Annotated in this window: 12 protein-coding genes; 7 read left to right on the top strand and 5 right to left on the bottom strand. The window is 60.8% G+C overall.

What is annotated here, in order from left to right:
• Positions 1-3: 3 nt before the first annotated feature.
• Positions 4-396 carry a GFA family protein gene (locus tag H4P12_RS14055; RefSeq protein ID WP_187794293.1) on the top strand — a complete coding sequence of 131 codons (393 nt, stop codon included), beginning with the start codon at positions 4-6 and terminating at the stop codon, positions 394-396.
• Here H4P12_RS14055 and ruvB read toward each other — a convergent pair.
• Genes ruvB through ruvC form a run of 4 tightly spaced genes read right to left on the bottom strand, consistent with a single transcriptional unit; the run spans position 393 to position 3,483 of the window.
• A complete protein-coding gene (gene ruvB / locus H4P12_RS14050) occupies positions 393-1,424 on the bottom strand; it encodes a Holliday junction branch migration DNA helicase RuvB (RefSeq protein WP_187794292.1) in 1,032 nt (343 codons plus the stop codon). The genes H4P12_RS14055 and ruvB overlap by 4 nt on opposite strands.
• Positions 1,421-2,263, bottom strand: coding sequence for a M48 family metalloprotease (locus H4P12_RS14045; RefSeq protein WP_187794291.1), 843 nt, complete (start codon positions 2,261-2,263; stop codon positions 1,421-1,423). The genes ruvB and H4P12_RS14045 overlap by 4 nt, the downstream gene beginning before the upstream one ends.
• An 18-nt stretch (positions 2,264-2,281) precedes the next feature.
• Entirely contained in the window at positions 2,282-2,971 is a 690-nt protein-coding gene (gene ruvA / locus H4P12_RS14040) for a Holliday junction branch migration protein RuvA (RefSeq protein WP_187794290.1), read from the bottom strand.
• Positions 2,968-3,483, bottom strand: a complete 516-nt coding sequence (gene ruvC, locus H4P12_RS14035; RefSeq protein ID WP_187794289.1) for a crossover junction endodeoxyribonuclease RuvC — start codon at positions 3,481-3,483, stop codon at positions 2,968-2,970. The genes ruvA and ruvC overlap by 4 nt, the downstream gene beginning before the upstream one ends.
• Before the next feature lie 154 nt (positions 3,484-3,637).
• Here ruvC and H4P12_RS14030 point away from each other — a divergent pair, with 154 nt between their 5' ends.
• The 6 genes from H4P12_RS14030 to H4P12_RS14005 are packed head-to-tail and all read left to right on the top strand — an operon-like array spanning position 3,638 to position 9,662.
• Positions 3,638-6,481, top strand: coding sequence for a monovalent cation/H+ antiporter subunit A (locus H4P12_RS14030; protein WP_187794288.1), 2,844 nt, complete (start codon positions 3,638-3,640; stop codon positions 6,479-6,481).
• Positions 6,481-6,885, top strand: a complete 405-nt coding sequence (locus H4P12_RS14025) for a Na+/H+ antiporter subunit C (protein WP_187794287.1) — start codon at positions 6,481-6,483, stop codon at positions 6,883-6,885. Before H4P12_RS14030 ends, H4P12_RS14025 begins: the two co-directional genes overlap by 1 nt.
• Positions 6,882-8,480, top strand: a complete 1,599-nt coding sequence (locus tag H4P12_RS14020; RefSeq protein WP_187794286.1) for a monovalent cation/H+ antiporter subunit D — start codon at positions 6,882-6,884, stop codon at positions 8,478-8,480. Before H4P12_RS14025 ends, H4P12_RS14020 begins: the two co-directional genes overlap by 4 nt.
• On the top strand, positions 8,477-8,968 hold the full coding sequence (locus H4P12_RS14015; RefSeq protein WP_187794285.1) for a Na+/H+ antiporter subunit E: 492 nt from the start codon (positions 8,477-8,479) through the stop codon (positions 8,966-8,968). The genes H4P12_RS14020 and H4P12_RS14015 overlap by 4 nt, the downstream gene beginning before the upstream one ends.
• Entirely contained in the window at positions 8,965-9,234 is a 270-nt protein-coding gene (locus H4P12_RS14010; RefSeq protein ID WP_187794284.1) for a K+/H+ antiporter subunit F, read from the top strand. The genes H4P12_RS14015 and H4P12_RS14010 overlap by 4 nt, the downstream gene beginning before the upstream one ends.
• Before the next feature lie 11 nt (positions 9,235-9,245).
• A complete protein-coding gene (locus tag H4P12_RS14005; RefSeq protein WP_187794283.1) occupies positions 9,246-9,662 on the top strand; it encodes a Na+/H+ antiporter subunit G in 417 nt (138 codons plus the stop codon).
• Between the two features lie 42 nt (positions 9,663-9,704).
• Here H4P12_RS14005 and dnaE read toward each other — a convergent pair whose 3' ends face one another.
• Positions 9,705-13,175, bottom strand: a complete 3,471-nt coding sequence (dnaE, locus tag H4P12_RS14000) for a DNA polymerase III subunit alpha (protein ID WP_187794282.1) — start codon at positions 13,173-13,175, stop codon at positions 9,705-9,707.
• Between the last annotated feature and the right edge of the window lie 54 nt (positions 13,176-13,229).

Below are 13,229 nucleotides of genomic sequence, written 5' to 3'. Positions count from 1 at the left end.
AGGATGGATCGTATCACTGGTGGTTGCCTGTGTGGCAACATCCGTTTCGAAGCAGCGGGGCGCCCCTGTCGCGTTGGCATCTGCCATTGTCTTGACTGTCGCAAGCATCACGGGGCGTTGTTTTATGCCGCGGCGATCTTTCCGCAATCATCCGTGACAATCACTGGCGAAATGCGCGGCTATGGCGGCCGGTATTTCTGCCCAAACTGCGGATCATCCGTCTTGGCCCGATCTGGCGATGAAATCGAAATTCATCTGGGCGCGCTGGATGAGCCTGACCAGTTCACACCGACCTATGAGGTCTGGACCAGCCGTCGCGAAGGCTGGTTGCCCCCATTTCCGGTCAAACATCACTATGACCGCGACCGCGAGTTGGACGACCAGCCCGCAGACTAGCCGTCAAACAGCGTCTGCTGACCCGGTGGGGTCGGCGCAGCCAACCCAAGATGTCGCCACGCCCGTGCGGCAAGCTGACGGCCGCGGGGGGTGCGGGCGATCAACCCCTGTTGCAGCAGATACGGCTCGATCACCTCTTCAATCGCATCGCGGCTTTCCGACAGTGCCGCCGACAGGGTTTCGACCCCGACCGGCCCGCCGGCATAATGTTCCGCCATCAGCATCAGATAACGCCGGTCGGCCCCATCCAATCCCAGATGATCGACGCCCAGCCGGGTCAGCGCGGTGTCGGCAATCTCTCGGGTCAGACGACCGTCGCCTTCGACCAGTGCAAAGTCGATCACGCGGCGCAGCAGACGACCGGCGATTCGGGGCGTTCCGCGGGCGCGACGGGCGATTTCCAGCGTGCCGTCGGGATCGGCATCAATGCCCATCATCCGCGCACCGCGCTGAACGATCAGATCAAGTTCATTGATTTCATAGAATTGCAGCCGCGTCGGAATGCCAAAACGGTCGCGCAAGGGCGTTGTCAGCAGGCCAAGCCGCGTCGTCGCCCCGACCAGCGTAAAGGGCTGCAGTTCGATCCGCACAGTCCGGGCTGCAGGGCCTTCGCCGATAACCAGATCAAGTTCGAAATCCTCCATCGCGGGATAAAGGACTTCTTCGACCGCCGGGTTCATGCGGTGAATTTCGTCGATGAACAGCACGTCCCGCGCTTCCAGATTGGTCAGGATCGCGGCCAGATCCCCCGCCCGCGCCAAGACCGGCCCCGAGGTCATGCGGAAATTCACCCCCAGTTCCCGCGCCATGATCTGTGCCAATGTCGTCTTGCCCAGCCCCGGCGGGCCAAAGAACAGCGTGTGATCCATGGCCTTGCCGCGCATCCGGGCGCTTTCGATGAACACACGCAGGTTCGCCCGTGCTTCGGCCTGACCGACGAAATCGGTCAGCGCCTGCGGGCGCAGGGCGCGATCTTCTGTTTCCTCCTCAAGCCGTTCGGGGCGCAATGTCGGGTCCGGTTGCGTCATCCGCGGGCCATTGCGCGTAACCGGGCGATCCGTTCTTCGGTGGGGGGATGGGTGGTGAACAACCGATCCACCCGCATCGCATGCAGCGGGTTGATGATGAACAGGGCCGCCGAGGCCGGGTTCTTTTCCGCCGGAATGTTCAAGGTTCGTCCCGCCATCTGTGCAATTTTCGCCAGCGCCGAGGCCAGCGCCAATGGCTGCCCGCTGATCCGGGCACCTTCGGCGTCTGCCTCGTATTCGCGGGCGCGCGAAATTGCCATTTGCACCATCGTCGCCGCCAGCGGAGCCAGAATCATTGCCAAAATTGCCCCCAAACCACCGCCACCGCGATTATCATCGCGTCCGCCGGTGAACAGCAGCATGTTGCCCATCATCGCAATCGCCCCGGCCATCGTTGCGGTGACGGTCATGGTCAGCGTGTCGCGGTACTTGATATGCGCCAGTTCATGCGCGATGACGCCCGCGACCTCTTCGGTGCTAAGGCCGTTCAACAGCCCCTGCGTCACCGCGACGGCCGCGTTTTCCGGGTTCCGCCCGGTGGCAAAGGCATTCGGCTGATCGGTTGGCAGCAGGTACAGCTTGGGCATCGGCAGCCCGGCCCGCTGCGCCAGTTCGGAGGTCAGCGCGTAAAGTTCTCTCCCCTGCTGCGGCGTGATCTCGACCGCGCCCTGCTGGCGCAGCACCATCTTGTCGCTGTTCCACCAGGTAAAGACGTTACCAACCCCGGCGATCAGCAGCGCAATCACGGCACCGCCCTGACCGCCCAGCATCCAACCAAGACCCATCACCAGCGCGGTGAGGGCCGCCATCAACAGAAAAACTTTTGTGTTTCCGTGCATGACCCGATCCCTGACTTTCTAACCCTTCGGCGCCAACAGACGCAGCGCCGCGCGGATCAACACAGGCGTGGCGGCCTCGGGTTCCGTCGCCTGCGCTTCTGCCACGGCCGCCGCCGCTTCGGATGAAGCATAGCCCAGATTGGTCAGCGCCGACAGCGCCTCGGCCACCGCGCGGGCATTGCCGTTATCCTGCGCGGCCCTTGGTTTCGTCGTGGCCTTTGTCGGAACGGGGGCATCCATGTCAATGATGACATCATCAGCCTGTCCCCCTGCATCGACGGTCAGATCACCGCCAAGGGCCATGATCGCGGGGGCCTTGTCCTTCAGTTCCAGCACGATCCGCTGAGCCAGTTTTGGCCCGACCCCTTGCGCCTTGCGCACCGCCGACCAATCGCCAAGCGCGATGGCGCGGGATAAGCCGTCCGCGCCCAGCGTGCCCAGCACCGCCAGCGCCACCTTGGCGCCGACGCCCTGCACACTGGTCAAAAGACGGTGCCATTCCTTTTCCAGCATCGTGGGAAAGCCGAACAGCTGCAGCAGGTCTTCGCGTACCAGCAGATCGGTATACAGCGCGACGGCCTGTCCGGCGGGGGGCAGGCTGGCCGCCGTGCGTTCGCTGACATGGACGATATAGCCCACGCCGCGCACGTCGATCATCACCTGATCGCGGCCCCGGTGCAGGATCACCCCTGCAAGCCGCCCGATCATGCGACACCTTTGGGACGGGCTTCGCGCATCGACCGGCCCTGCATGTGATGGGCATGGCAAATCGCGATGGCCAAGGCATCAGCCGCGTCCGGCCCTTCGAATGTCACGCCGGGCAGCTGCACCCTGACCATATGCTGCACCTGTTCCTTTCCCGCGTGGCCCACGCCGACCACGGTCTTCTTGACCGCGTTCGGGGCGTATTCACCGACGGGCAACCCCGCCTCGGCCGGGGCCAGCAAGGCGACGCCACGCGCCTGACCCAGTTTCAGCGTGCCGACCGCGTCCTTGTTGACAAAGGTCTGTTCGACCGCCGCCAGATCGGGACGATAGGTCGCAATCACGGCACAAAGCCCGCGATAAAGCTGCGACAGACGCTGTGCCAGATCGGTTGATGTGCCATCAGCCGTGGTCTGAATCACGCCATTTGCCACATGGCGCAGACGCGGCCCGTCGACTGTGATCACACCCCAACCCGTGTTCCTTAATCCGGGATCAATCCCAAGAACCCTCATGCCTGCCCCTTTTGTCTTTTCACCGGACTAGCACGAAAGGCGAACATCGCCTAGAGGGGACAGAATACCGCACCGCATTTGCTTGACACCCGTGGCGTGAACAGAAACACAAAGAGCAAGCAAAACCAGAATAAGTCCAACGGATCGAGGTCGAATGTCACCAGTCCTGATAGCCATGTTGCCATTCATCGGTGCGCTTCTGCCGGGGCTTTTGATCCGTTCGGGGCGTGATGTCGCGGCGACCGCCTGCGGAACCACGACGTTTCTGGCGCTTCTGGGACTGGTGCTTCACACCCCCGCCATCCTGAATGGAGAGGTGATTACCGCCCATATCGAATGGCTTCCGCTGATTCAGCTGAACGCGAATTTCCGCATCGACGGGCTGTCTCTGCTGTTTGGAATCCTCATTCTGGGAATTGGGCTGCTGATCATTATTTTTGCGCGCTTCTATCTGTCGCGCCAGGATCCGATCGGCAAGTTCTACACCTATCTGATGCTGTTTCAGGGCGCGATGATGGGCATCGTCCTGTCCGACAACATCCTGCTTTTGCTCATTTTCTGGGAATTGACGTCGCTTTCTTCGTTCCTGCTGATCGGCTATTGGCGGCACCTGCCTGCTGGCCGTCAGGGGGCGCGAATGGCCCTGACGGTGACGGGCATGGGTGGCCTTGCGATGATCGCGGGGATGCTGATTCTGGGCAATATCGCGGGCAGCTATGACATCAGTGGCATTCTTCAGGCGAAAGAGGCTATTCAGGCCAGCCCGTATTACCTGCCTGCATTGATCCTGATCCTGATCGGCGCATTCACGAAATCGGCGCAATTTCCATTCCACTTCTGGTTGCCCCACGCGATGGCTGCGCCGACCCCGGTTTCGGCCTATCTGCACAGCGCAACGATGGTGAAAGCAGGCCTGTTCCTGATGGCGCGACTGTGGCCGGTGCTGTCGGGAACGCCCGAATGGTTCTGGATTGTTTCGGTCACGGGTTTGATCACCATGCTGGTCGGCGCATTCATTGCGCTGTTCAAGGACGACCTGAAAGCCGTGCTGGCGTTTTCGACCGTCAGCCATCTGGGCCTGGTCACGATGCTGCTGGGCTTTGGCACCGAAGCCGCGGCGATTGCCGCCATGTTCCACATCATCAACCACGCGACCTTCAAGGCCGCGCTGTTCATGACCGCTGGCATCATCGACCACGAAGCCGGAACACGATCCATCGCGCGTTTGGGCGGGTTACGTAAACTGATGCCCATTACCTTTGCCATTGGCACCATCGCAGCACTGTCGATGGCCGGCATTCCGCCGCTGAACGGCTTCATCTCGAAAGAAATGATGCTGTATGAAACCACCCATGTGGAACATGCCCGGCAAGCCTTCATGGTCATCGCGACCATCGCGGCGCTGTTTTCGGTTGGCTATTCGTTTCGCTTGATCTTTCAGGTCTTTTTCGGCCCGGTGCGCAACGATTACCCGCACAAGCCGCATGATCCGGGCTTTGGCATGTGGTTTGGCCCCGGCCTTCTGGTCGTGCTTGTCATCCTGATCGGCCTGTTCCCGAACACCATGGCAGGCTGGCTGGTTGATGCGTCCGCGACGGCGACCACCGGCGTGGCACAACATGCCCATCTGTCGCTGTGGCACGGCATGAATGCCGCCGTTATCATGTCGATCATCGCCACCATCGGCGGCGCCATGCTGGTTATCCAGCACCGGCCGCTGCTGGCAGCATGGAACGCCGCCCCGCGTCCCGAGGCGAAGTCGATCTTTGACGCCGCCGTGCTTTTCCTTGTTCGCGGCGCCCGTGCGATTACCGACAATCTGAACACCGGCTCCATGCCGCGCGCGTTGGCCGCCTTCACGCTGGCCACGATCTTTTGTGGCGCATTGGCGTGGTTTTCGGGCCATCCCGGTCCGGCAGATCGACCAATGCTGCCAATTTATCCGGTGCCGTTCATCAACTGGCTGCTGATCCTGACCGCAACCGCGTGCATGGTCACGTTCCACAGAATTCGTGTTCTGGCGCTGATCCTGATCAGCATCGTCGGGCTGATGACTTCGGCCTTTTTCGCCTATTTCTCGGCCCCCGATCTTGCGCTGACACAAGCCTCGGTCGAGGTGGTGACGGTTGTCCTGCTGCTTCTGGCACTGAACTTCCTGCCCAAGCGGACAGCGGTTGAAACGCCTGTCGTCCGCCGCAGCTGGGACGCTTTCATCGCCACGTTGGGCGGGGTGGCGTTTGGTGCCTTGACCTATGTGATTCTGCGCGGTGATTTCACTCTGCCCAGCATCTCTGGTTACATGCTTGAAAACAGCTACAAGGGCGGCGGCGGCACTAACGTCGTCAACGTCATTCTGGTAGATTTCCGCGGCTATGATACCTTTGGTGAGATCACCGTGCTGGGCATTGCCGCACTGGCCATCTTTGCCCTGACCCAGACCCTGTTGCAGGGCAATTCATCCAAACGCCTGCGGAACTGGAAACACACGCAATCGCGTGCGGGCGACCGCCACCCGCTGATGCTGGTGATCATCACGCGTGTGCTGCTGCCGATTTCACTGGTCGTCGGGCTGTATATTTTCCTGCGCGGCCACAACCTTCCGGGCGGCGGCTTTGTCGCCGGTCTGGTCGTGTCGATTGCGCTGGTGATGCAATATATGGCCTCGGGCTATGCTTGGGCACAGGAACGCCGCTATATCCCCTATCACGTCCTGATCGGCGCGGGCGTCGTGGCCGCCGGTGTGACCGGGATCGGCGCGTGGTTCGTGGCCAAACCCTTCCTGACCTCGGCCTTTGGTTATGTAAAGCTACCCTTCCTTGAAAAATTCGAGCTGGCAACCGCCATGGGTTTTGATCTTGGCGTGTTTCTGTGTGTGGTCGGCGCGGTGATGCTGATGCTGAACTCGCTGAGCCGCATCGCACGGCACGCAGGCAGCACCGTCAACCGCAAGCCGATGGATATCGACCTGAGTGACGAACAATCGAAAGGAGCGCACTGATGGAGATTCTTGTAGCATCCGCCATCGGTGCCATGATGGCCGCAGCGATCTATCTGATCCTGCGCCTGCGCACCTTTGCGGTGATCCTCGGCATGACCATGATGACCTATGCGATCAACGCCTTTCTGTTCGTCAGCGGTCGTCTTGTCGTGAACCGTCCCCCGATCCTTCAAGGATCTGGCGAGGCCGTCGATGTCACGATGTATACCGATCCGATCCCGCAGGCGCTGGTTCTGACCGCCATCGTCATCGGTTTCGGGATGACCGCTGTCGTGGTGATGATGTCGCTTGGGGCGTTTATCGAAGGGGGCGATGACCACATCAACATGCCACAAGACGACCGAGAGATGCCGCCGCTGAAAACCGTCGAAGACACCAAGAAGATCGAGGAAGAGACTGCATGACCCACTGGCTGATTGCTCCGGTTCTTCTTCCGGCCTTGATGGGTTCGCTGATGGTTCTGTGGATGCGCCACGATCTGCTGTTGCAGCGGGTGTTTGGCATCGTCAGCAGCTTGCTGATCCTTGGCGTCGCGCTGATCCTGCATCACGACGCGATCAGTGGCGACATCTATGTCTATCGCCTTGGCAACTGGTCCGCGCCCTTTGGCATCGTGCTGATGTTGGATCGTCTGGCGGCGCTGATGCTGTTGCTGACCGCCGTGCTGGCGGTCGTGGTTCAGCTTTACGCAATAGGCTCTGGCTGGGATCGCAAGGGTTGGCACTTTCACGCGCTTTGGATGTTCCAGCTGATGGGCTTGAACGGCGCATTTCTGACGGGCGACGCCTTCAACCTGTTCGTGTTCTTCGAAGTGCTGCTGATTGCCAGCTATGGCCTGGTGATCCATGGCGGCGGCCCGATGCGCCTGCGCGCAGGTGTGCAGTATATCAGTTATAACCTTGCCGGGTCGGCACTGTTTCTGGCCGCGCTTGGCACGCTTTACGCATCCACCGGAACGCTGAACATGGCCGACATGGCGGCCCGTGTCGCCATGATGCCGCCCGATGATACCGCTCTGCTGCGCACCGGCGCGGTGCTGCTGCTGCTGGTCTTTGCGGTCAAGGCCGCCATCGTGCCGCTGCATTTCTGGCTGCCCTCGACCTATGCCAACGCGCCCGGCCCTGTGGCCGCGCTGTTCGCGATTATGTCGAAAGTCGGCGTTTATGCCATCGTGCGCTTCTTCACGTTGGTCTTTCCAAACGATTCGGTGGTCGAGACGATTGCCAGCGATCTGATCCTGCCGGCCGCGCTGATCACCCTGACGCTGGGCCAGATTGGCGTTCTGGGCACGCGCAGCGTGACCCGAATGGCCGCCTTCGCGTCCATCGCGTCCATTGGCACGCTGTTGATTCCGTTGGCGCATTTCAACACGGCCGGCCTGACCGCTGGGCTGTACTATATGATCCATTCGACGCTGGCCGGGGCGGCATTGTTCCTTGTGGTGGATATGATCTGCGCCCGGCGTGGCGGCGATCACTGGCTGCGTCTGCGCCCGACGATCCGCAACACCGGGGCGGTTTCAGTCCTGTTCTTTCTGGCGGCCATCGCGACCGCTGGCCTGCCGCCCCTGTCGGGCTTTATCGGCAAGCTGTTGATCCTTGACGCGACCTGGACAGATCCGTGGCGCATTGGCATCTGGACCACAATCCTGGCCACGTCGGTCATCGCGATCATCGGTTTCAGCCGCGCCGGTTCGCTGCTGTTCTGGAAATCGCACGAGCTTGACCCCGATCCCGGCAACGACACGGACGAGGGGCAGCGCCCGAAACCCGGCCCGATCCCGGTGAAGCTGGAAACAGACGAACCCATTCAGGATGTCGACGATTCGGCAGCACCCTGGCTGGCATTTGCATCCACCGGGGCGCTGCTGGCCGGAACTGCGCTGCTGGCCATCTTTGCCGGACCGGTCACCGAGTATCTGCGGGACACGGCAAATCAGCTGACAGACCCGCAGCCCTATATTGAATCGGTCCTGATGCAGCAGGAGGACACGAAATGATCCGTCGCCTGTTTCCGCATCCCTATCTGTCTGCCGCGCTGGTCCTTACCTGGATGTTGCTGGTCAATCGCTTTTCATGGGGATCGCTTGTCTTTGCGATCATCATTGCCATCGCCATTCCGGCCCTGACCGAACCCTACTGGCCCGACCGCGCCCGCCTGCGGAGGCCTGGCAAGATCCCCGCCTATGTGCTGCTGGTGATCAAGGATATCGTGGTCGCCAACGTGCAGGTCGCGAGGATCGTGCTGTTCAAGCCCAACCATCGACTGCAGCCCGCCTGGATCACCGTTCCCCTGGATATCCGCTCGCCCGAGGCGATCACCGTGCTGGCGTCAACCATCACCCTGACGCCCGGCACCGTCACCGCCGATCTGTCGCAGGACGGTCACGCGCTGCTGATCCACTGCCTGCACGCGCCCGAACCCGAAGAGGTGATCATAGATATCAAGACCCGCTATGAAGCCCGCCTGAAGGAGATTTTCGAATGATCCTGTATGCGCTGTATTTCGCCCTCTCGTGCTTTGGTATTGCGCAGCTTTTCTGTGTCTATCGCATCATTGTCGGCCCCGGTGTCGGCGATCGGATTTTGGCGTTGGATACCATGTCGATCAATTTCATCGCGCTGATCGGGCTGTTCGGCGTTACGTTCAATACGTCGATGTATTTCGAGATCATGTTGCTGTTCGCCATGGTCGGTTTCATCTCGACCGTGGCCTATGCCAAATTCCTGCTGCGCGGCGATGTGATCGAATAACGGAGGGGATGATGGAGTTAATCTTAGAAATCGTGATTACCGCGTTCCTGGTCATCGGGGGCCTGTTTGGGCTGATCGGATCGTTCGGGCTGGTCAAATTGCCTGATCAGATGACCCGCCTGCACGCCCCGACCAAGGCGGCGACGCTCGGCGTCGGTGGTGTTTTGCTGGCCTCGGTTCTGTGGTTCGGCTTCTTTGGCGAACATGCAAGCTGGCACGAGTTGCTGATCGTGATTTTCCTGTTCCTGACGGCGCCGATCACCGGCCTGATGATCGCCAAGACGAACATCCACCTGACATGGAGGGCCGAAGACCTGCCCGATCCCGGTCCCGATATGCACTGGGCCACTTATGGCGATTCGGCGGAACAAAGCCTGATGGATATGGACCAGGATTCCGATCGGCCAAAACGCGAAAATCATTTCTGAATGGATGCAGAATGAAAGAGGCCGGATTATCCCCGGCCTTTGTCATTCCTCGACCACGTCCAGAACGCCGGGCACAGCGCGGAGCGCCTGACGGGCGGGTGTGGTCAGGGGGGCGTCATCGGCGACTTCGATCTCGATCACCTCATCGCCTTCGCGGATACGCAACAACACCGGGCCACGGCTGCGGGATGATGCCGTGATGTCGGTCTTGATCCGCGCCAATGTCTCGGCCAGACGCGGAATCGTGTCGGCGCCGTGCATCTCTACTGCCAGACAGCCTGCGCCGGCATCGGCAACCGCGTCTTCCAGCAGCGTCACCGAATTCGCCAGCATCTTCACCTGATCGCCTGACGGTTCGACCTTGACCTGCAAAACGACATTCTGCCCCGGCTCCAGCTTGTCGCGCGCGGCATTCAGCAGGTCCGAAAACACCGTAACCTCATAAAGCCCGGTTGGATCGGACAGGCTGACAAAGGCGTATTGCGTGCCCTTGGCGGATTTGCGTTCCTGCCGCGCGGACACGGTGCCCGCGATGCTGGTGACCAGTGGCCCGCTTTCAGCCTCGGCACTGATTTCCGCCAGCGTCTGCACCTTCTTGCGGCGCAGCGCCGGCAGATAGTCATCGATCGGATGCCCCGACAGGTAAAAGCCGATGGCGCGGTGTTCCTCGCCCAGCTTTTCGGTCGGCAACCAGACAGGCCCGATTGCGGCACGCGGCGGGGGCAGATCCTCTCCGCCGCCAAACAGGCTGGATTGCGACGATGCCGCCTGATCCTGCACCGCCGCCGACCATGCGACAAGCGCGTCCAGCGATTTCAGCACCCGTGATCGATTGTCGTCCAGCACATCGAAGGCCCCTGCCCGCGCCAGCATTTCCAAGGGACGTTTGCCGACGCGTTTCATATCCACGCGGCGGGCGAAATCGTTGATATTCTGGAACGGTTGATCGCCGCGTGCCTCGTGGATCAGGCGCATCGCATCAAGACCAACCCCTTTCAAAGCCCCAAGCGCATAGTGAATGCGCCCGTCCTTCACGGTGAATTTCGGCGCGGAGCGGTTGACGCAGGGGGGCACGATCTCGATCCCCATGCGATCGACCTCGCGCTTGTAGACGGCCAGCTTGTCGGTCAGGTGGATATCGCAATTCATCACTGCGGCCATGAATTCGACCGGCTGGTTCGCCTTCAACCACGCCGTTTGATAGCTGACGACCGCATAGGCTGCCGCGTGGGATTTATTGAAGCCGTAATTGGCAAATTTTTCCAGCAGGTCGAAAACCTCGCCCGCCTTCTTGGCATCGACGCCATTCGCGACCGAGCCATCGACGAATTTCGGCCGCTCTTTGGCCATTTCGGCGGCGATCTTCTTGCCCATGGCGCGTCGCAACAGGTCGGCCCCGCCAAGCGAATAGCCCGCCATCTCTTGCGCGATCTGCATCACCTGTTCCTGATACACGATGATGCCCTGCGTTTCTGCCAGGATATGGTCAATACTGGGATGGAGCGATTCCAGATCGCGGACACCATTCTTGACCTCGCAATAGGTCGGGATGTTCTCCATCGGGCCGGGTCGATAGAGGGCGACCAGCGCCACGATGTCCTCGATGCAGGTCGGTCGCATGCGCCGCAGTGCATCCATCATGCCCGAACTTTCCACCTGGAACACAGCGACCGTGCGGGCAGCCGCGAACAAATCATAGCTGGCCTTGTCGTCCAGCGGGATGGCGTTGATTTCGTTCTCGGCCCCGTCCGGTGGATCGTAAAGCTGGCGCCCATCCGCCGCGACATGCAGGGGGCGCCCGCCGCCATTGATCAGATCGACAGCGTTCTGGATGACGGTCAGGGTCTTCAGGCCCAGAAAGTCGAATTTCACCAGCCCGGCCTGTTCGACCCATTTCATGTTGAACTGCGTGGCCGGCATATCCGATGCCGGATCGCGATACAGCGGCACCAGCCGGTCCAGCGGACGGTCCCCGATCACCACCCCTGCCGCGTGGGTCGAGGCGTTGCGATATAACCCCTCCAACTTCTCGGCGTAATCCAGCAGGCGTGCGACGACCTCTTCCTTGGCAGCCTCGCGCAAGCGCGGTTCATCCGCGCGGGCCTTGGTGATGCTGACGGGCTTCACCCCTTCGACCGGGATCATCTTGGACAGGCGGTCCACCTGACCGAAGGGCAATTGCAGCACCCGGCCCACATCGCGAACAGCCGCCTTGGACAGAAGCGCACCGAACGTGATGATCTGGCCAACCTTGTCGCGGCCATATTTGCCCTGCACATACTGGATCACCTCTTCCCGGCGATCCATGCAGAAGTCGATGTCGAAGTCCGGCATGCTGACCCGTTCCGGGTTCAGGAAGCGTTCGAACAGCAGCGAATAGCGCAGCGGGTCAAGATCGGTGATGGTCAGTGCATAGGCCACCAGCGACCCTGCCCCCGAACCGCGCCCCGGACCCACCGGGATACCCTGATCCTTGGCCCATTTGATGAAATCGGCGACGATCAGGAAATAGCCGGGAAAACCCATCTGCTCGATGATGCCCAGCTCGAATTCCAGCCGCTTCTCGTATTCCTCGACGCTGACGGCGTGGGGAATGACCTTCAGACGGTCGGCCAACCCCTGATTGGCCTGACGCCGCAATTCTTCGACCTCATCATCGGCAAAGCGGGGCAGGATCGGCTTATGCTTGCTGACGGCAAAGGCGCATCGTTTGGCGATCTCGACCGTGTTTTCCAGCGCCTCGGGCAGATCGGCGAACAGCACTGCCATTTCTTCGGGCGATTTGAAATGATGCTGCGGCGTCAGGCGACGACGCGGCTGCTGCTGATCGACATAGGCCTTTTCCGCGATGCAGATAAGCGCATCATGCGCCTCATACATATCGGGCTTGGGGAAATAGACATCATTGGTGGCAACCAACGGCAGTTCCTTGGCATAAGCCAATTCGATCAGACCAGCCTCCGAGGCAGCTTCGGCCTGCATCAGCCTGCCATTTTCGCCCGGATGGCGCTGTAATTCGACATAAAGGCGCGTCGGGAATGCGGCTTTCAGCGTGTCGGCAAGCGCCGCCGCATCGCCCGCGCGGCCTTTGGCAATCATCTGCCCCAACGGGCCAAGGGCACCACCGGTCAGACAGATCAACCCTTCGGCCCGCTCCGTCAGTTCGTCCAGCGTGATATGGGGCAGCGAAGCATCGCTGCGCAGATACAGGCAGGACGACAACGCCATCAGGTTCAGCCAGCCTGCCTGATTTTGCGCCAGCAGCACGACTGGGCCGGTTTCCCCTGCCTCTAGCGTGATCTGACAACCGATGATCGGCTGCACGCCCTTGTCCATTGCCTTTACGCTGAATTCCAGCGCCGCGAACATGGCATTGGTATCCGTCAGGGCGACTGCCGGCATACCGGCATCTGCCGCCAAAGCGGGCAATTTGCCTACAGGAATGGCACCTTCCAGCAAGGAATGCTCGGAATGTGTGCGAAGATGGATGAATCGAGGAGACTTTGCTGACATGATGAAACAGTATCGCACCCTGCCTAAACAGTGCAATTGCCCGAACTGGGCATA

The organism is Paracoccus amoyensis (genome assembly GCF_014490725.1).
Lineage (GTDB): Bacteria > Pseudomonadota > Alphaproteobacteria > Rhodobacterales > Rhodobacteraceae > Paracoccus > Paracoccus amoyensis.
This window is presented reverse-complemented; position numbering and strand designations above follow the sequence as displayed.